Source organism: Companilactobacillus baiquanensis (assembly GCF_003946605.1).
Taxonomy (GTDB): Bacteria; Bacillota; Bacilli; order Lactobacillales; family Lactobacillaceae; genus Companilactobacillus; species Companilactobacillus baiquanensis.
This window is the reverse complement of the sequence record NZ_RHOQ01000010.1, coordinates 1-19,109: the sequence shown is the minus strand read 5'-3', so window position 1 is coordinate 19,109 and position 19,109 is coordinate 1. Positions and strand designations below refer to the sequence as shown.

At 35.4% G+C, this 19,109-nt stretch carries 19 protein-coding genes and 1 tRNA gene; 3 read left to right on the top strand and 17 right to left on the bottom strand.

All coding sequences use genetic code 11. From position 1 onward, the window contains the following. Positions 1-55 precede the first annotated feature (55 nt). Complete coding sequence (locus EKM77_RS10290) at positions 56-550, bottom strand: TetR family transcriptional regulator (protein ID WP_164507774.1); 495 nt, start codon at positions 548-550, stop codon at positions 56-58. Between the two features lie 64 nt (positions 551-614). Beyond that, the gene (locus EKM77_RS10285) at positions 615-1,970 is read right to left on the bottom strand and encodes an FAD-dependent oxidoreductase (protein ID WP_125593977.1); all 1,356 of its coding nucleotides are present in this window, start codon (positions 1,968-1,970) and stop codon (positions 615-617) included. A 93-nt stretch (positions 1,971-2,063) separates the two neighbouring features. Here EKM77_RS10285 and EKM77_RS10280 point away from each other — a divergent pair, with 93 nt between their 5' ends. Further along, a complete protein-coding gene (locus EKM77_RS10280; protein WP_125593976.1) occupies positions 2,064-2,756 on the top strand; it encodes an EAL domain-containing protein in 693 nt (230 codons plus the stop codon). A gap of 43 nt (positions 2,757-2,799) precedes the next feature. Here the strand turns inward: EKM77_RS10280 and EKM77_RS10275 are convergent, their stop codons facing one another. The 14 genes from EKM77_RS10275 to EKM77_RS10210 form a co-directional block, all read right to left on the bottom strand. Further along, entirely contained in the window at positions 2,800-3,207 is a 408-nt protein-coding gene (locus tag EKM77_RS10275) for a DUF3021 domain-containing protein (protein WP_125593975.1), read from the bottom strand. Between the two features lie 10 nt (positions 3,208-3,217). After that, on the bottom strand, positions 3,218-3,670 hold the full coding sequence (locus tag EKM77_RS10270) for a LytTR family DNA-binding domain-containing protein (RefSeq protein ID WP_125593974.1): 453 nt from the start codon (positions 3,668-3,670) through the stop codon (positions 3,218-3,220). An 18-nt stretch (positions 3,671-3,688) separates the two neighbouring features. Further along, the gene (locus tag EKM77_RS10265; protein ID WP_125593973.1) at positions 3,689-4,561 is read right to left on the bottom strand and encodes an ABC transporter permease; all 873 of its coding nucleotides are present in this window, start codon (positions 4,559-4,561) and stop codon (positions 3,689-3,691) included. A gap of 1 nt (position 4,562) precedes the next feature. Beyond that, entirely contained in the window at positions 4,563-5,396 is an 834-nt protein-coding gene (locus tag EKM77_RS10260) for an ABC transporter ATP-binding protein (protein ID WP_125593972.1), read from the bottom strand. Positions 5,397-5,557: 161 nt separating this feature from the next. After that, entirely contained in the window at positions 5,558-6,028 is a 471-nt protein-coding gene (gene smpB / locus EKM77_RS10255) for an SsrA-binding protein SmpB (protein WP_125593971.1), read from the bottom strand. Positions 6,029-6,034: 6 nt separating this feature from the next. Beyond that, on the bottom strand, positions 6,035-8,350 hold the full coding sequence (gene rnr, locus EKM77_RS10250; protein ID WP_125593970.1) for a ribonuclease R: 2,316 nt from the start codon (positions 8,348-8,350) through the stop codon (positions 6,035-6,037). A gap of 8 nt (positions 8,351-8,358) precedes the next feature. Further along, on the bottom strand, positions 8,359-9,093 hold the full coding sequence (locus tag EKM77_RS10245; RefSeq protein WP_125593969.1) for an alpha/beta hydrolase: 735 nt from the start codon (positions 9,091-9,093) through the stop codon (positions 8,359-8,361). A gap of 60 nt (positions 9,094-9,153) precedes the next feature. Beyond that, the gene (gene secG, locus EKM77_RS10240; RefSeq protein WP_125593968.1) at positions 9,154-9,390 is read right to left on the bottom strand and encodes a preprotein translocase subunit SecG; all 237 of its coding nucleotides are present in this window, start codon (positions 9,388-9,390) and stop codon (positions 9,154-9,156) included. Between the two features lie 84 nt (positions 9,391-9,474). Next, the gene (locus EKM77_RS10235; RefSeq protein WP_125593967.1) at positions 9,475-11,004 is read right to left on the bottom strand and encodes a ClC family H(+)/Cl(-) exchange transporter; all 1,530 of its coding nucleotides are present in this window, start codon (positions 11,002-11,004) and stop codon (positions 9,475-9,477) included. 82 nt (positions 11,005-11,086) lie between these two features. Further along, complete coding sequence (gene eno, locus EKM77_RS10230; protein WP_125593966.1) at positions 11,087-12,388, bottom strand: phosphopyruvate hydratase; 1,302 nt, start codon at positions 12,386-12,388, stop codon at positions 11,087-11,089. Between the two features lie 82 nt (positions 12,389-12,470). After that, on the bottom strand, positions 12,471-13,223 hold the full coding sequence (gene tpiA, locus EKM77_RS10225) for a triose-phosphate isomerase (RefSeq protein ID WP_125593965.1): 753 nt from the start codon (positions 13,221-13,223) through the stop codon (positions 12,471-12,473). 19 nt (positions 13,224-13,242) lie between these two features. After that, positions 13,243-14,457 (bottom strand): phosphoglycerate kinase, encoded by a 1,215-nt coding sequence (locus EKM77_RS10220; protein ID WP_125593964.1) that lies wholly within the window; start codon positions 14,455-14,457, stop codon positions 13,243-13,245. A gap of 106 nt (positions 14,458-14,563) precedes the next feature. Further along, entirely contained in the window at positions 14,564-15,580 is a 1,017-nt protein-coding gene (gene gap / locus EKM77_RS10215) for a type I glyceraldehyde-3-phosphate dehydrogenase (protein ID WP_125593963.1), read from the bottom strand. 35 nt (positions 15,581-15,615) lie between these two features. Beyond that, positions 15,616-16,662: a sugar-binding transcriptional regulator gene (locus tag EKM77_RS10210; protein WP_125593962.1), complete on the bottom strand. Its 1,047-nt coding sequence runs from the start codon at positions 16,660-16,662 to the stop codon at positions 15,616-15,618. 218 nt (positions 16,663-16,880) lie between these two features. Here EKM77_RS10210 and EKM77_RS10205 point away from each other — a divergent pair. Beyond that, positions 16,881-16,952: transfer RNA gene (locus EKM77_RS10205), tRNA-Arg, on the top strand. Between the two features lie 117 nt (positions 16,953-17,069). Continuing rightward, positions 17,070-18,107 (top strand): acyltransferase family protein, encoded by a 1,038-nt coding sequence (locus tag EKM77_RS10200; protein ID WP_125594010.1) that lies wholly within the window; start codon positions 17,070-17,072, stop codon positions 18,105-18,107. Positions 18,108-18,184: 77 nt separating this feature from the next. Here the strand turns inward: EKM77_RS10200 and kduD are convergent, their stop codons facing one another. After that, positions 18,185-19,000 carry a 2-dehydro-3-deoxy-D-gluconate 5-dehydrogenase KduD gene (kduD, locus tag EKM77_RS10195; RefSeq protein WP_125593961.1) on the bottom strand — a complete coding sequence of 272 codons (816 nt, stop codon included), beginning with the start codon at positions 18,998-19,000 and terminating at the stop codon, positions 18,185-18,187. Between the last annotated feature and the right edge of the window lie 109 nt (positions 19,001-19,109).

The window sequence follows — 19,109 nt, the reverse complement described above, 5'->3', positions numbered from 1 at the left end:
GTGATATGTACACTTTCTGAAAAATGTCAGTTTTATTGACAATACGCCAACCGCTTTACACTTTATCCCTGACACTAACGAATTCGATATAATTCAATAATTTTTTTAAAATTACTTGTTCAGATTCTCTTAAATCATTATCAAACCATTCGATTAAGATAAATAAAAATCCCCCAACTAAGTATGAACCCTGCTCTTTATTACACAGGTCATATTGTTGAAAGGATCTATTTAATACTTCTAGAAAATAAGCACGCCGCTTTTGAGTCTTAACTAATCTATACAAATTAAGACATAGTATTCTTTTTGACGAAATAAAATTGATCAATTCTTTCACTTGATCATCAACTGATCCTACATTGATTCGATCAGTGATCAGTGTTTCAAGATACACGTCAAATACATCATTTAAATCTTCAAAATGATAATAAATTGTACCACGTTTAACTCCTGAAGAACGGATAAGATCCGTCATTGTATACTTAGATATTAACTTTTGCGACAATTGATCTTCTAAAACTTCTAATAAGTATTTTACAGTTTTCTTCAAGAGAATACCTCATGACTTCTTTTTAGTAATATCTTACCAAATCAATAGGTATTTTCATATAGTTTTATGTACGCAAATATCCATGTTCCTGTTCAACGGCTTTTTGAGCTGCTAAATTTAAATAGTCGAAAGTATTATTGAAGTTTGGTGAAAATAACATATCTAATAAAGCTAATTGATCTATTGTTCCTTCATTTTGGATCAAAGCAGAAATAGTATTAGCCGACTGAGATATATCATGCTCACTCATCAATTGCGCTCCTAATATCTTTCGATTGTTTCGATCATAAATTAAAATAACCGTTACAAAGTGTGCATCTGGCATAAAATCTGGTCGATATGGACCGTTATAAGTGACACTGGCAGCATTAAAATTAGCTGATTTAGCTTCTTTTAATGTCAAACCTGTGGTGGCTATCGTTTGATTAAAAATCATCATGCCTGTAGTAGATTGGGTTCCAATTGACCTAACTAGTCGTTTAAAAACATTAATTCCAGCTAAAGTACCTTGACGCACTGCGTGAGATGCCAATGGTGAATATCCAAGCGACAGGGTTGGATTATAATGAACAACAGCATCATCCCCTGCAGCCAAAATATCTGGATTTGAAGTATGCATATATTCATCAACTATAATCGCACCGTTTTCTTTCATATCCACTTGTCCCTGGAGTAAATCGGTTTGTGGAATGATACCAGCACTCATAGCGGACATATCAACTTCATATTCCTCATCATCAGTCGATACTAATAGATCCCCATCTTTAGTATCAGAAAATGATCGAACTTTAGAGTTCGTAATAACTTTTACACCATTTTCAATTAATTTTTGTTTAACGGCCTCAGAGATCGACGGCTCGACGTACTTGTCTAATAAATATGGTGATTGCTGGAATAACAATACTTCATGACCGGATCTAATGTATCCTTCAGCCAATTCAACTCCCACATATCCGCCACCAATGACCGCAATTCGATGTTTATCTAACGTCGTTTGACATAAATCGCGTGCTTGATCATAAGTCTTACAAAGTAATACTTTGGGATTTTCAATTCCACTGATAGTGGGAATGGCCGTAATTGACCCCGTTGCTACGATCAATTTATCATAACTGATCGTTTCCATCTCTCTAGTATTTAAATCCTGAACCAGCATAGAGTGATCCTTAGCATTTAGACGAATAACATCATGATTCATTTCCATTTCAACGCCCTGTTGTTTAAATTCCTCAGGATCAGCATACAAAGCGTCAGAAAGTGTCTTTACAGTCCCCTCAATATGTAAATACGTAGCGCATGATAAATAAGAAATACTGCTTTGACGTTCATATACAGTTATTTTTGTGTCAGGATAATTGTTCAAAATTTGTTTTACAGCTGCTATACCAGCATGAGTACATCCAATGACAACAACTTTCATAAATTTACCCTTTCTTTCTGTTAAATGGTATCATAGTATATTATAGTATTATATTTAAAAATTTACATATTTATATTTTGGAGGAAACATTTATTGGAATCAATTTATCGTTATTTTGTTCAACCGCAAGTAGACACTAACACGGATACAATCATAGGATACGAACTATTAATGAAAGAACACACACCAGAAGGCTGGCGCTTGCCAAAGTCGTTCTCAGCAATAGATCCAGAAATTACGGCTGATCTTCTTATTAAAACTACTAAAGTATTATCAGATAAGGTACGTCGTTTATCCGTAAATGTCAGTCGCGAACAATTAATGACCACATCGATTTCAAAAGCAATCATAGAAAGTCAAAATTTGATCTATCCTACTAAATTAGTAGTTGAATTAACTGAAGATGAAAGTCCTAAACAATATTCAGTTAAAGAAGTTCAATCAAAATTAAAATACTTTTTAGACCAAGGAATTCAAATATCCATTGATGACGTTGGTACTGGAATAAATCTTTTCCACAATATAATAGATCTATTACCATTTGCTTCTGAATTAAAATTTGCTTTACAAAATTTTAGTAAAAAATTCATTGATAAAAGTATGCAACAAAAAATTCACTTCTGGCACGCTATGAGTCGTGAATATGGATTACGCTTGATCGTCGAAGGTATCGAGGATAAAGAAGATCACAAACTTAGTGATAAAATGGGTGTAAATCTTAAACAAGGTTACTATTACAGTAAACCTCAATTATTAAAGCTTCCACACGATTGCTATTTATATTAATAATCCAAAAAGAATGTGACTCTCGTCGCATTCTTTTTTTGTACTATTTTGCTTTTCTCTTCTGTATTACATCATTAATTTTTTTGGTATTAGTAACATCTGCCAAATATAGCATTATCCAAACAACAATATAAATTAAAGCAAAGGTAATTCCAAACGATGGAATATGCTCCACCACAATAAGATTCCACCATCCTGCAAAATACATCATTAAACAAACTATCACAATTGTAACTAAAAGATGTATTAATAACCTGATTGGAAAATTAAACCATTCAGTTTTAAATATCATGGATACCAACCCAATTAATCCACTGAATAAAAATAACGATAAAACTGATTTGGATTCAACTAACATACCATCACTAAATAATAATATTAAAAGAAAACTAAATGATCCTAGTAAGACCCCTATCACAAAATACTTAACGGCTTTTATAATTTTCGTCATAATTTCCACCTCACATTCCTAATTGCTTTTTTAAACCAGACAAATATTTTCGACTAACACTAAATTTTAAATCATCAGTTAAAAATGCTGTCATATTACCAGAAAAAGCCGCCTCTAAGGAATTCAAATGATTCAAATTAATAACCGTGTTTTTTGAGATCTGAACAAAGTCACCGTCATTTATTTTTTCGATCATCTTTTTGAGTTGCCCGCGTAATTGATAATTTTCTTCATGTGTATAAATAGTCAATTCATTTTCAAATACTTCAATAGCAATAATTTGTTTGACCTGAACCATAACGACACGATCTTTTATTGACAATGGTATAGCTGAAAATTTAACACTCAATTCTTCCAGTTTTCGCATTAATTCTTGAACTTCATCAGAAAAATTTGCCGCCTTGACCGTGACATCAATTTCATTTTTTGGAATTTTATCATCTTGATTGAAATTTATTTTCATCTAGTAATCCCCTTAAAATCACACTTTACTTATAATTACTCGGCGACTGATCTTAGAAATCAAAATTATCAACACCGCTATAACAATTGCAAAAACTACGATAGTTAATATATCTTGTTGAATCGTTAAAATCTGATGGTTCCACTTAACATTGATTCCCATTACCTCTTTAAACTTGTTCTCTACTGAATTGGGTAAATTTTTAAATGACTGTCGTAACTGGGATTGCATCAATACATCACGATACATCGCCGTATCGTATAAGGCGGGTGTATATTTCATAATTTTTTGAACGGTTGCAGGCAGCACTCCAATTGGCATGTAAACACCTGCAAAAAATCCAGAAGCCGTTCCAACGATAGTGGCTATTTTGCCCAAAGTATCAACTTTCTTAGCAAAAGATAATAGTAATAAGTTAAAAATAGTCCAAATAAAACTACTCAAGATAACAATACCTAAAATCTGTGGAAAAATCTGCAGATCCATACTACTTTTATCCACAATCATAAAATAAATTCCCATTATGAAATACATTACTAACTGCATAATGATCCCAACGATCATAGCTGTTATCAAATAAGAAAATTGAATTCCTAGAAACCCAATATCAGTCAAGCTAATATCAGCCAGAACATGTCTCTCACGATCTTGAACCATCAAACTCAAGCTACTCAAGGTGGTCGTGATTGCCGTAATTGTCATAGTGCCGCCAATTAACCAAGGATCTAACAGTAACTTTGTATCCGGAACATTACTCCAATTGCTGATCATATTCTGACTTAAAAATATTAAATACAATACAAAAGAGATCATTGCACCCATTAAAGAAAAGAAAATTCCACTTTTGTCGCTAAAATATATTTTGAGATTACGATAAATTAGTCCACTCATATTAACGAATCTTCCTTCCAGTTAAGTTCATAAAAACATCATCCATCGTACCGGGTCGGTATTCAAAATCACTAATAGCTGATTTTTTATCCGTTAATATTTGAATTGCTTCGTTTTTATTATCAAGTTCCATTTTTTGTGTCTTGCCAGTTTTATAAACCACTTTCAAAATATTTTTCGTATACTTCTTTTGTAATTCCAATACGGTATCATCAGCAATCAGTTTTCCTTGATCAATAATATAAATAAAATCAGCATTTTGTGACTCTTCTAAGTAGTGCGTTGTAAAGATAATTGTTAATCCTGTCTCTTTTCGCAATCCATCCAGTATTTCCCAAATTTTAGTTCTTGTTTGAATATCTAATCCTGTCGATGGTTCATCTAAAAATAGTAGTTTAGGATCACTAATTAAAGCTCGAGCTATATCGACACGTCGTTTTTGACCACCGGAAAGACTGCCATATTTTTGTTTCCAAATACTACTTAATTCAAATTTATTTATCAAACTTTGTACATTAATATGCTTAAAATACATTTTGACACGCAACATAATATTGTCCGCAACTGTCAAATTACTATCTAAAACACTACTTTGAAAGACAACTCCAATCTTGGAACGATAAGCACGAATATCAGTAGTTTCTTCACCAAAAATTATCTGGCCGCTAGTCGGCTGAATCATACCGATCAGCATATTTATTGTGGTTGACTTGCCTGCTCCGTTAGGGCCCAATAAAGCTATCATTTCACCTTGATCAATTGTTAAGGAAATATTATCAACAGCTATTTTATTACCAAATTTCTTTACTAAGTTTTTTGTCTGTAATATTTTCATCAAATTAGCCCCTTTTTATTTATGCTCATTATTTTAAACAAAAAAGACTATTTGTATTCAAATTTTTGACAAGTGGTAAATATTGGCTATTTAGTGGTAATTTTGACCATACAAAAAAGATGCGACAAAAGTCACACCTTTGGATTGGTATTATTTAGGAATCAATATGCATTCTTCATTACACGTTGAATTTCTCTTTCTTGGTCACGTCTCTTAATTGTTTCACGCTTATCATATTGTTTCTTACCTTCTGCAACACCTATCAGAACTTTAGCAAATCCATGTTTCAAGTAGACTTTCAAAGGTACAACTGTGATACCTTTTTCTTGAATCGTACTGCTTATTTTTCTGATTTCTTTACGATGCAAAAGCAACTTACGATTTCTTAAGGGATCGTGATTAAACTGATTTCCTTGATCGTAAATACTGATATTAACATTCTCTAACCATAATTCACCATTTCTAGCTTGAACAAATCCATCACGAATATTGATTTTGCTAGCACGAACAGATTTAATTTCTGTTCCGGTCAAACTAATTCCAGCTTCATAAGTTTCCAGAATATTATAATCATGACGAGCTTTACGGTTGTTTGCTACTTCATTAGCAGCTTTTGTATGATGTTTTTTCATCAGTTATCACCGTCTTTCGTATTTGCCGCGTCTTTTACCGTGTCCTTTACCATTATTATCACTATGGTTATTGTGGTTTCTACGTCCACGATTTGAGTTAGAGCGACGCTTTTTAAATTCTGCTTCTCGCTTCTCAACTTGCTCTTGTTCTTCTTTATTTAGAACTCTTTCAAAGTCGATCTGTCTATGTTCAACGTCAGCCCTAATAAGTTTTACTTTAATTGCTTGTCCAACTTTGAAGGTTTTTCCTGTTCCACGGCCATGCATAGACATACTCTTCTCATCATACTCATAGAAGTCATCTTTCATATTTGAAATATGAATCAAACCTTCAACGGTATTATCAAGTTGAATAAACATCCCAAAACTAGTAACTGAACTAACAACGGCATCAAATTCTTGTCCAACTTGATCTGCCATATATTCAGTCTTCTTCAAGTCATCAACTGCACGTTCAGCATCGATCGATTTTCTTTCACGACCAGATGAATGTTCAGCTATTTCACTCAGCTTGCTAGACCATTTAGCTTGCTCGTCATCTGTAAAGCCGTTTTCGGCATAACTATGGATCATACGATGAACGATCAAATCAGGATAACGACGAATTGGTGAAGTAAAGTGAGTATAGTATTTAGCTGCCAAGCCAAAGTGTCCTAATGGATTATCGGAATATCTAGCTTGTTGCATACTTCTCAATAACATAATAGTTACAACTGCTTCTTCAGGTGTACCAATAACTTTAGCTAACACGCCTTGGAACATCTTAGGAGTGATCTCTTTTAAGTTACCTTTAACATCTACACCCATAGCTGCAACAAATTCAAAGAAGTTTTTAACTTTTTCATCGTCTGGCTTTTCATGGACACGATACAAGAAAGGTACATGTTTCAAACTATAATGTTCTGCAACGGTTTCATTAGCTGCTAACATAAACGATTCGATCATTCGTTCAGAAGTACCACGTTCTCTTAGCTTAATATCAATCGGCTTACCATTTTCATCAACAATGATTTGTGCTTCTGTTTCCTCAAAATCGATAGCACCACGAAGATGACGTTTGTTAAAGAGGATCTTATGCAACTCTGCCATTTCAGTAATTGTTGGTGCTAATTCCTTATATTCAGCTAATAATTCAGGGTCGCCATCTAAAATACTATTAACATTGTTATATGTCATACGATACTTAGATTGAATAATACTAGGATATATCTCATGCTTTACGACATTACCTTGTGGATCAATTTCCATATCACAGGTTAGTGCCAATCTATCTTCACCTGGATTCAGTGAACATATTCCATTAGATAATCTAAATGGCAACATTGGGATAACACGATCAACCAGATAGGTACTTGTTCCACGTTCGTAAGCTTCATTATCAAGAGCTGATCCTTCAGTAACATAGTGAGTTACATCAGCAATGTGGACTTCAAGATGATAATTACCATTGGCAAGTTTTTCAACACCAACGGCATCATCAAAATCTTTGGAGTCATCCCCATCAATTGTAATAACCATATTATCAGTTAAATCTTTTCTACCGACACGATCACTTTCTAAGACGTGGTCTGGAACTGATTCAGCTTGCTTTAAAACATCATCAGGAAATTCCGGATTAATATCGTTATCAACAACGATAGACATAATGTCAACTCCAGGATCGTTCTTATTACCAAGAATTTCGAGTGCAGTTCCTTCCATACTTTGTGGATGTTTATCATTTGGATATTCATCGATAGATACTTGAACCATATCTCCCATTTGGGGATGTAGTCCTTTATTAGAGATAAAAATCATGTATGAAGCGATCTTCTTTTCATGACTTTTTACGTATCCAAAATGACCGGATTTTTCCACTTGTGCATCACTATATGGATAAAATTCGCCAACTACTTTAGTAAGTGAACGTTCTATAATTTTTATAACTTCGCCTTCAGGTCCCTTATCGATCCATGGATTTGAAGGTTTAGTGATTTTGACTTCCACAGTATCACCGTTAACGGCATGTAGAGTATTATCACGAGTAACAAAGGCATCAGGTTCAACTTCATCGTAGCGAACAAAACCAAATCCCTTATCATTACCCTTAAAAGTTCCTTCGAGAACTTTATCTTGTTGTGTCATTTTAAACTCATCTTTGTTGGTTAAAGTGATTTTGCCTTCACCTTCAAGTACAGCCAATGATTTAACAACACGTTTAAAAGCTGAAGAGCCATGTAATCTCAAAGCATCTTCAATTTTTTCAGATGTATAGCGTCTATCAGGATTACTTCTGAAAAACTCTAAAATATCTGCTATTAATTTTTCTTCTTTATCAGGCATTTCTATCCTCAATTATTTTCTAAAAATTTTAATAAATCACTTTCAAGTTGCTTATGTGCATGATTTATTGTTAAGACATGTCCAGCCTCATACCAATGTAATTCTGACTTCTTCACATCTTTAGCTACTAATTCAGCTTTATCTGGATCAACCATCTCATCAGTGGTCCCTTGACCAATAAAATAAGGTTTTGCTAGTTTTGGTAGCTCGCTAGCAACAGTATCAGCCGTTTTATTAATATTTGTCAACATTAAATCTATTTTTGAATCAACTAAACGCATTTTTTGAGCTATTTCTATTTCGTCTAATTCATGTATCTCATAGACTTTTCTTGAATATGTTAAGAAAGCTTTTCTAACGTTTGCATACGTGTCAGCATACAAAGGTGAACCAAAAACGCCGCCTAACTTAATTTCAGGACAATTCTCCAAACCCTTAGTAGCAAAAATAGCTCCTAAAGATAAACCAAATATATAAAATTCTTCTTTACCTTCTTGTTTTAAGAACTCGATCGCATCAAGAACTTGTTGCCACCAAATATCAGGATGACCTTTTTCCAAAATATCCAATGGTTCACTCGTACCATGTCCAGCAAACATCGGTGCGTAAACCGAATAATCATTACGTTCAAAGGTTCTTCCAATCAAACGCATATCATTAGGTGTCCCACTAAAGGAATGTAGCAAAATGATTGCTTTTTTCCCTTTATTAAAGAAAAAAGGTTTTGGTTGTAATATCTTCATAACATTCTTCCCTTCCTGATAATAAAAAACCTCCTGAGATTCATCAGGAGGATACGTTTTTTAATGAGATGACAAGTATACCAATACTAATGAAAATACAAAAAATAGCACTAGTAAAACATAGGTAACCTTAACCATTACGGCTTCAAATCCACGTTTCTTTTGCTTAGTGAATAAATCACCACCACCACCAGATAATGCATTCAAAGCATCTTGTTGCTTACTAGGTTGCATTAATACCGCGATGATTATAAGTATAGAAACGACAATTAAGGCTATTTCAATAACGTTATACACCTTATAAAAACCTCCGTTCATGGTGTTTAAAGCTGAAATCACTTCTAAAACAATAACATAATTGCAGTCAAATTTCTAGTCAATTCAATTAATCAGCTCTTCAAGAATCCTCTTTATCTTAGCACGTTTAGCAGCGTTAACCATAGTAACTAACCTATCGCCAGCCTTTATCACAGTATCACCACGAGGTATTATCTGACTTTCTCCACGATAAATAGCCACGATCAAAATATCTTTGGGGAATGGAATATCTCGAATATATTCACCTTCAATAGGACTTCCTTCAAAAACAGAAATTTCTAAACGATCATTAAACTTGCTAGCTTTGTTCAAGAATTTCTCATTGATATTCAAACGTTCTTTTAGTGCTTCATAAATTGGTGCACCATTTAATAAATCAACTACCAAATAAGCAATTAAAGAAATAACTGCCAAAGGCATGAGATGCTTTAATGAACCAACCATTTCTGTAACTAAAATAATAGCTGTAAAAGGTGCTTTACCAATACAAGCAAAATAACCAGCCATCGCAAAGATGATCAAATTACTTTCAAATGCCAACGGTAATAATCCTAAATTGTGCATAGAAACCGCATAAACGGCTCCAATGATTGCCCCTAAGTTCAAGATCGGTAAGAAAATACCACCGGGCAACCCTGATCCGTACGAAATCATCGAAAAAATAAATCGTAATAAAAACAAACCAATTAAAAGAGTCAAACTAGTTCCTAAGTTAGTAAGACTAATAATTATGCCATTACCACCACCGATAAACATCGGAAAACTCATACCTACGGGAACAATCAAAATCAAGGGGATCAATCCTTGTAAATTTCTAGGTATTCTAGTTATCGCATATAACTTTGGCATTGATAGCAAGACGACTTGATACAGCCTCCCTAACAGCCCTAAAATTATTCCTAATATAATTAGATGCCAATAATCTCCAATTGGCATACTGAACTTATATGGGACATCTAAAACAGGCTTAAGTCCAAAGACGTATAACGCAATTAAATTGGAGCTTACTGCGCTTGCTAAAGATGTTACCCAAACTAATGGTGAAAAATTATGATAAACCTCTTCCAAAACAAACATTGATCCTGCAATTGGTGCATTAAAAGCTGCCGCCAAACCACCAGTAGCTCCACTAGCGATCAATACTCTGCGAAAAGCTCCACTTTCATGGGTTATTTCACTATAACCTTGTCCAATTGCCGCACCAAGTTGGATCGATGGTCCTTCACGACCAAGAAAAAGTCCTGGACCAATACTTACGATTCCACCAACAAACTTTTTCCACAAAATCGACCACCAACTCAATTCCATTTCTCCAGCCAACTGGGCCTCAACTTGTGGAATACCTGAACCTGAAATATTAGGTTCACTTTTTAAAAGTTTACTAACAAATATACCCACAGCAACTAATAAAACCAATAATGCCAAGATAAGAATTAAATTGGATCTGGCGGCTTTATATGCACCTTGAAAAATAGTCAACAAATTTGCTATTGACCAGCGAAAGGCACTAACCGTGATACCGGTAAATATCCCTACAATTATCCCGCCTAAGGTCAATTTAACTTTATCGTTGTCTGCTACTAAGATTTTCATAAATTTCACCCCGTGATTAAAATTATAACCCAAAATTTACGAAAAAAAAAAGACCGTCCAAAGACGGTCTTTATTGAATCAATTATTTGTTCAAGTTGTAGAAACTCTTGATACCTTTATATTCAGCTTGATCACCAAGTTGATCTTCGATTCTCATCAATTGGTTGTATTTAGCAATACGGTCTGTACGGCTCATTGAACCAGTCTTGATTTGACCTGCGTTTGTAGCAACAACAAGGTCAGCAATTGTTGTATCTTCTGTTTCACCTGAACGGTGTGATACAACAGCTGTGAATCCAGCTTCTTTGGCCATTTCGATAGCTTCAAATGTTTCTGTAAGTGTACCAATTTGGTTAAGTTTGATAAGGATTGAGTTTGAAACTCCCATTTCAATACCCTTCTTCAAGTAGTCAGTGTTTGTAACGAACAAGTCGTCACCAACTAATTGAACCTTGTCACCAAGAGCCTTTGTAACTTTTTGCCAATCTTCCCAGTTGTCTTCGTCAATTGGGTCTTCGATTGTAATAACTGGGTACTTGTCAACGATTCCACCTAATAGTTCGATAAATTCGTCAGTTGAAAGAACGGCACCATTGTCGCCTTCACCCTTCAATTCGTACTTACCAGTTTCTTTGTTATAGAATTCTGATGAAGCACAGTCAAAACCAATAGCAACGTCGTCGCCAGGCTTGTAACCAGCTTTTTCAATAGCTTCAACCAAAATCTTGAAAGGAGCTTCGTTGTTCTCAAGGTCAGGAGCAAATCCACCTTCATCACCAACAGCAGTGTTTAGACCACGGTCTTTAAGCAATGATTTAAGTGCTTGGAAAGTTTCTGAACCCATACGTACGGCTTCATGAACTGATTTTGCACCAACAGGTACGATCATGAATTCTTGGAAGTCAACGTTGTTATCAGCATGCTTACCACCATTGATAACGTTCATCATTGGTGTTGGCAATACGTGAGCATTAGGACCACCAAGATATTCGTACAATGGAAGACCAATTTCGTCAGCAGCAGCACGTGCAGCAGCCAATGAAACACCTAAGATAGCATTTGCACCAAGGTTACCCTTGTTTTCTGTACCATCTAATTCGATCATAGCTTGATCAATAGCTCTTTGGTCAGTAACATCCATACCAACGATCTTTTTAGCAATCTTGTCGTTAACGTTAGCAACAGCTTTAAGAACACCCTTGCCACCAAAACGTGATTTGTCGCCGTCACGTAATTCAACAGCTTCGTGTTCACCAGTAGAAGCACCTGATGGAACGATTCCGCGGCCAAAGCCACCTAATTCAGTATATAGTTCAACTTCAACAGTTGGGTTACCACGTGAGTCAAGAACTTCGCGACCTAAAATATCAGTAATTACAGACATATTTTAAAAATCTCCTTTATGATTTTAAATACAGGCTAATTTTAACCTTTTTATGAATCAAAATAAATATCTTATTTAGTTATTATTTTTGAAAATTAACTAATGCTAAGAATGATTCAGGATCCATTGATGCACCACCAACAAGTCCACCATCAATATCTTCTTTAGACATTAATTCTTTAACATTTGCAGGTTTAACTGAACCACCGTAAAGAATACGTACTTTATCAGCAGTGTCAGCATCATACAAACTAGCAATCTTTTCACGGATCACATGAACCATTTCTTGTGCTTGATCAGCAGTAGCAGTCTTACCAGTACCGATAGCCCAGATTGGTTCGTAAGCAATAACTGATTTAGCTAAATCGTCAGCTGAAATGCCTTTAACAGCATTTTCAATTTGACCAGTTACCCATTCTTCAGCTTTGCCGGCTTCACGTTGTTCTAGAGTTTCACCACAGCAGATGATTGGTAGCATGTTATTTTTAAGAATAGCATGTGCCTTCTTGTTAATATCTTCGTCAGTCTCACCGAAGTATTGACGTCTTTCTGAGTGACCAATAATTACATAGTCAAGACCCATATCTGAAAGAGCCTTTGGTGAAGTTTCACCAGTAAATGCACCGGCATCTTCAAAGTAGCAGTTTTCAGCAGCTGTCTTCAATGGTTCATCTTTTGAGAACCATGTAAGAGCGTTTAAGTCAATAGCAGGAGCACCAATAATAGCTTCTACGCCAGATTCTGGCAACTTGCCTTTGATAGCTTCTAGAAATTCTTGGGTTTCTTGAGGATTTTTATTCATCTTCCAGTTACCCGCAATAATAGGTGTACGCATAAATTAAATTCTCCTTAAATTATTTGTCAGAAATTGAATCAATACCAGGTAATACTTTACCTTCTAGATATTCAAGTGAAGCACCACCACCAGTTGAGATGTGTGTTAGTTTATCAGCAATACCAAGACTCTTAGCAGCAGCAGTTGAATCACCACCACCAACAATTGTAGTAGCATCTGATAATTCACCAAGTGCACGTCCAACTTCTAGTGTACCTTCAGCAAACTTGCTCATTTCGAATGCACCCATAGGTCCATTCCATACAACAGTCTTAGCACCCTTCAAAGTATCTTTGAACAATGCAATTGACTTAGGTCCAATATCAAGTGCCATTTGGTCATCAGGAATATCTACACCATCAGTAGTTGTAGCATCAGCATCATTTGAGAATTCTTTTGCAACGATGTGGTCTACTGGAAGAACGATCTTGTCGCCTGCTTTTTGAAGGAGGTCTTTAGCAAGTTCAACTTTGTCTTCTTCGAACAATGACTTACCAATCTTGTGGCCTTGAGCGGCTAAGAATGTGTATGCCATACCACCACCGATAATGATGTGATCTGATTTTGGAATCAAGTGTTCGATAACACCGATTTTATCTGAAACCTTTGCACCACCAAGAATTGTTACGAATGGGTGTACAGGATTATCAACGGCATTACCTAAGAATTTGATTTCTTTTTCCATTAAGTAACCAGCAGCAACTGGTTTGCCAGCAGCTTTCATAGCTGTTGAGATACCAACGTTTGAGGCATGGCTTCTGTGAGCTGTACCAAAAGCATCGTTGATAAATACATCACCAAGTGATGCCCAGTATTCACCAAGTTTTGGATCATTTTTACTTTCACGTTTACCAAAGTCATTATCGATATCTTGGAAACGAGTGTTTTCCATCAAAAGAATGTCACCATCATTTAGTTCGTTGATAGCATCCTCAAGTTCTTTACCTTCGTTAGTTGGTACGAACTTAACTGATAGTCCACTTAATTCTTGTAACTTTTCAGCAACTGGCTTCAATGACAAAGCCTTTTTATCTTCGTCACTCTTAATTCTACCCAAGTGAGAAAGTAAGATAACCTTACCACCTTGTTCAGCTACATATTTGATTGTTGGAATTGCGGCAACGATACGGTTTGTATCTCCGACAACACCATCTTTGATTGGAACATTGAAATCTACACGCATTAAGACCTTTTTGTCTTTTACATCAACGTCAGAAACAATAAGTTTGGCCATTATAAATCCTCCAAATAATTATCTTAAAAAAATAGCGGAAGGAGTTTACCTCCCTCCGCCAATTTAAATCACTAAATTAGTCTGTTTGTTTGCTAAAACTAAATAATTAATTTAATGTAGCAAATTTTTCAAGTGTACGAACCATTTGTGCAGTAAATCCTGATTCGTTGTCATACCAAGCAACAGTCTTTACAACTTGGGCGTCACCTGAACCAACGATTTGTGTTTGTGTTGGGTCAAATACTGAACCGAATGAAGTACCGATAATATCTGATGAAACAATTTCATCATCGTTGTAACCGAATGAAGGGTTGTTGTCAGTATACTTCTTAACAGCAGCATTAACTTGGTCAACTGTAACTTCTTTGTCAAGAGTTGCAACTAATTCTGTAACTGAACCTGTGATAACTGGAACACGTTGTGCATGTCCATCAAGCTTACCTTTAAGTTCAGGAACAACAAGACCAAGAGCCTTAGCAGCACCAGTTGAATGAGGAATGATGTTTGCAGCAGCAGCACGTGCAGCACGAACATTACCTTTACGTTCTGGACCATCTTGAAGTTTTTGTGTAGCTGTGTATGCGTGAATTGTTGTCATTGTACCAGCTTTGATACCGAATTCTTTGTTAACGGCATTAGCTAATGGTGCAAGACAGTTAGTTGTACATGAACCAGCTGAAGCGATCTTAACGTCATTTGTAAGAATATCATCGTTAACACCATAAACAACTGTAGGCATGTCACCTGATGGAGCTGAGATCAATACACGTTTTGCACCAGCATCGATATGAGCTTGTGCCTTTTCTGATGATGTGTAGAAACCAGTACATTCAAGAACGATGTCAACACCGTCATTTGCAACCCATTTAAGGTCTGCAGCGTTCATTTCAGCATAAACAGGGATTGTCTTACCATCAACGATGATAGCATTTTCTGTAGCACTGATTGAATCAGCCTTAAAGTTACCATGGGCTGTATCATATTTTAATAGGTGTGCAAGCATTGCAGGTGATGTCAAATCGTTGATTGCAACAACTTCCAAATCTGTGTCGATTGCAGCAATACGACGGAATGCCAAACGACCAATACGTCCAAATCCATTAATACCAACTTTTGTAGTCATACAAAAATTCCTCCTTCAGGAAATTAAAACTAATATTATTTTAAAGGGTTATCCCTTAAAATCAACTCTGAGGCACCCTCATCTGTTATTAATACAGTATGAGTTGGTGCATTGTTCATATATGATTTAATCGCATCAGCCTTTTTTTGACCGCCCGCAATCGCTATCACATATTTTATTTTATCAAGGTCCCGGACATGAAGTCCAATCCTAGGTACCTTATAGACAAGTCTTCCTCTTTGATCAAAGAAATCACCGAATGCCTCTGATACAGCATTACTGTCTAAAACATTCATCTTCTCCTCAGGAGATAAATTTCTTCGATCAGCCATAATACTTGCCGTGCCAATGCTGTGAATAACAACATTGCTCTTATATATTAAATCAAGAACCGACTTAATTGAAGACTCTTTTTGCAATGATTCAAAACTTTCAGCACTGATATCTTCTGGAAGATAAAGTGCTCGATACTGACCATGAGTTTTTAATGCCATTTCGGCACAAACACTATTTGCCTGAATCATCACTGACTCACCCAAACCGCCACGTGCTGGTAAAAACAGCAACTTACGATTTTTTGATAAATTAGATGATAGATTTTGAGCAACTCGTGCCATGGTAGTACCACCTGTTACGGAAACAATACTTTTTCCTTCAGGTAAAATCGAACCAAGCAATTGGTTAAGTCTTCTTCCAAACGAATCGATTACTCCATGTTGCTTATCAGCATTACCTGGTAAAACAATGCAACGTGCGATTCCAAGTTTTTGACTTAACTTCTTTTCTATTAATGCAGTTCCTTGATAACCCGCCAGAACTTTTCCAAGTTCACTTGCAACGTGTCTTCCCTTTTCGGTTAAGGACATACCTGATTTAGAGGAAACGATCAATCCTTGATTCCTTAATAAATCGGTTTCTGTTCTCAAACTTCGTTCGGTCACATCTAGGTCATCGGCTAAAACTCTACGCCCAACAGGTTCCATTAATGAAATACTCTGAAGAATTTTAAATCGCTTTTCCAGAGTCTTAATGAAGTCTGGAGCAATTAGATCAAGCAATTCTAAATCTTCATTATTAGTCATTTGATATACTCCATGGGACTTTTTCTGTCCCTGTATGTCTATTTACGACCCATGTACTTAAAAAATAAAAGCCCGGATGACTAAAGTCATCTCTTAAGCACACTGATTATTATATACGGTATTATAATTTTTTCAAGAGTTAAGCTCCAAAAAAATCCAATGATTACGCTTTCTTTGCAATTTACTTTTTTATGATTAATGAGATAATATTATAGTATGCGCTGTTAGTGTAATGGATAGCACATAGGATTCCGGTTCCTGGGATGCGGGTTCGACTCCCGCATGGCGCATAAGGTACCTTATAGTAGTAGAAACAAGGTCAAAACTTTAATTAAGTTTTGGCTTTTTATTATTTTTTTAAGTAGGTGTTGCTTTTGAAAGAAACAAAAACTGATATCGGAGACTTTATGAAGGTCTTTGCCTGTACCGCGGTCATGATGCAAACGGTTCTTAGTTTTGCTCTAAAAACCGATCCTAGTCAAAATTATCAGATCATAATTGGACTCTTATACAATCTAGTGAAGTTTACTGCTCCTGTATTTATTTTCGGAATACTATACTCAACTACTAGAAATACTGATAGAGTTTATCTACCTTATTTGAAAAGGCAATGGTCCAGTCTGTTTGTTCCCACTATTTTGTGGACATTGATCTATCTATTGGTTTTTCCTAGACTGCAGCAAGTAAACTCCTACCATAATATAGGAAGTTTTATTTGGCAATTTATTAATGGTAATGCTGCACCACATCTCTGGTATAACACAATGATGCTACAATTTATTTTCCTCATGCCCTTGTTTTGGTTTCTAGCAAAATTCATTGAACAACATAGAAATTACACATTCTTAATACTCGCACTTACTTTTGTAGGTTATTTTCTTTGGATTTATTTTTATGATTTAAATGTCTTTCATGGCGTTCATGAACAAGATTGGTATTTGTTCGACCGAATTTTTATCAGTTTTATAATTTATGGAATATTTGGCACCCTAGCCTGGGTAAAACGTACTAAACTAGAACTTATCATGAAGCGAGTTTGGCCATTTTTAATTCTTAGCTTTATTGCTATCTTTACTTGGACAAATCGAGAATTATTTGCTTATGGATTCCCGATTAAATTAACCAATGCACCATACTACAAACCATCAATGACCCTTTATTCCTTGATCGTAATTGGATTAATAATGGCTTTTGCTATTAAGCAGATAAATGATCCTTCAAAATATCTACCACTGGTTCATTTCTTATCAACTTATGCATACAGAGCGTATCTTTCAAATGTTTTTTGGTTACAAGTAATTTGGATGTTTGGCGGAAGAAATATTATTTTTGTCAATCCTTTGTTGGGAATAATAACCTGCTACTTAATAACTTGGATATTATCATTTAGTTCTGCCTATTTTTTCCATATTATTTGGAACAAAATCAAAAAGAGTGGTGCCTAAGGCATCACTCTTTTTTGTATTTTTGGATGATATTTTTGAAGCTTTTAAAGAATCCGCATATCTTTAAAAGGATTTAATTAACGAACTAAGTAACCACCATCAACTGCTAAGATGTGACCACTTACGTAGTTTGAAGCTTTACTTGCTAAGAATACTGCAACGCCCATCAATTCTGATGGTTCTGCCCAGTGTCCAGCAGGAATTCTATCAAGAATTTCTTGGTTACGAGCTTTGTCAGCACGAATAGGTGCTGTATTAGCTGTCTTAATGTAACCTGGTGCAATAGCGTTAACTTGGATATTGTATGCGCCTAATTCACTAGCAAATGACTTTGTTAGACCTGCAACACCGTGTTTTGATGCTGTATATGAAGGAATGAATTTTCCACCTTGGAATGACAACATTGAACCGATATTAATGATCTTACCTGATTTTTGCTTTGCCATTTCTTTAGCAGCAGCCATTGACATATGGTATACAGCATTCAAGTTGATATTGATAACTTGATCCCAATCTGAATCTTTTGATTCAAGTAATGGGTTACGACGGATCATACCAGCATTATTGATCAAAATATCAATGTGTCCAAATGTATCGATAACCTTTTGAACAACTTCTTCAGGAACGCCTTCTTTTGTTAAATCAACATCAGCAAATTCAACTTTGCGTCCACGTTTTTCGATCATGCTACGTGTTTCGTCCCATTCTGCTGTACCGAATGTAGGGATAAAGATGTCAGCTCCAGCTTCAGCTAAAGCAACAGCATATCCTTGTCCTAAACCTGTGTTACCACCTGTGATAACAGCAACTTTTCCTGTTAAGTCAAAAAAGTTCATTTTGAATTGATCTAAAGCTTCTTCATTTTTCTTAATTTCTTCTGGTGATTGTGCCATTGTTATTGCCCCTCTTTTTATAAGTTTTTTTATTATCTTAATTCGTCCATTGCAACTGCATCCATATCATCATATGTTTGGTTCTCACCACACATAGCCCAGATAAATG

Bases quoted from the DNA above. Each gene is read 5' to 3' on its own strand.
- EKM77_RS10245 (WP_125593969.1), bottom strand. From the start codon at position 9,093: ATGAAGATATTACAACCAAAACCTTTTTTCTTTAATAAAGGGAAAAAA.
- EKM77_RS10210 (WP_125593962.1), bottom strand. From the start codon at position 16,662: ATGACTAATAATGAAGATTTAGAATTGCTTGATCTAATTGCTCCAGAC.
- EKM77_RS10260 (WP_125593972.1), bottom strand. From the start codon at position 5,396: ATGAAAATATTACAGACAAAAAACTTAGTAAAGAAATTTGGTAATAAA.
- kduD (WP_125593961.1), bottom strand. From the start codon at position 19,000: ATGGCACAATCACCAGAAGAAATTAAGAAAAATGAAGAAGCTTTAGAT.
- tpiA (WP_125593965.1), bottom strand. From the start codon at position 13,223: ATGCGTACACCTATTATTGCGGGTAACTGGAAGATGAATAAAAATCCT.
- EKM77_RS10265 (WP_125593973.1), bottom strand. From the start codon at position 4,561: ATGAGTGGACTAATTTATCGTAATCTCAAAATATATTTTAGCGACAAA.
- eno (WP_125593966.1), bottom strand. From the start codon at position 12,388: ATGTCTGTAATTACTGATATTTTAGGTCGCGAAGTTCTTGACTCACGT.
- gap (WP_125593963.1), bottom strand. From the start codon at position 15,580: ATGACTACAAAAGTTGGTATTAATGGATTTGGACGTATTGGTCGTTTG.
- EKM77_RS10275 (WP_125593975.1), bottom strand. From the start codon at position 3,207: ATGACGAAAATTATAAAAGCCGTTAAGTATTTTGTGATAGGGGTCTTA.
- EKM77_RS10235 (WP_125593967.1), bottom strand. From the start codon at position 11,004: ATGAAAATCTTAGTAGCAGACAACGATAAAGTTAAATTGACCTTAGGC.
- EKM77_RS10270 (WP_125593974.1), bottom strand. From the start codon at position 3,670: ATGAAAATAAATTTCAATCAAGATGATAAAATTCCAAAAAATGAAATT.
- EKM77_RS10220 (WP_125593964.1), bottom strand. From the start codon at position 14,457: ATGGCCAAACTTATTGTTTCTGACGTTGATGTAAAAGACAAAAAGGTC.
- rnr (WP_125593970.1), bottom strand. From the start codon at position 8,350: ATGCCTGATAAAGAAGAAAAATTAATAGCAGATATTTTAGAGTTTTTC.
- EKM77_RS10200 (WP_125594010.1), top strand. From the start codon at position 17,070: ATGAAGGTCTTTGCCTGTACCGCGGTCATGATGCAAACGGTTCTTAGT.
- EKM77_RS10285 (WP_125593977.1), bottom strand. From the start codon at position 1,970: ATGAAAGTTGTTGTCATTGGATGTACTCATGCTGGTATAGCAGCTGTA.
- smpB (WP_125593971.1), bottom strand. From the start codon at position 6,028: ATGAAAAAACATCATACAAAAGCTGCTAATGAAGTAGCAAACAACCGT.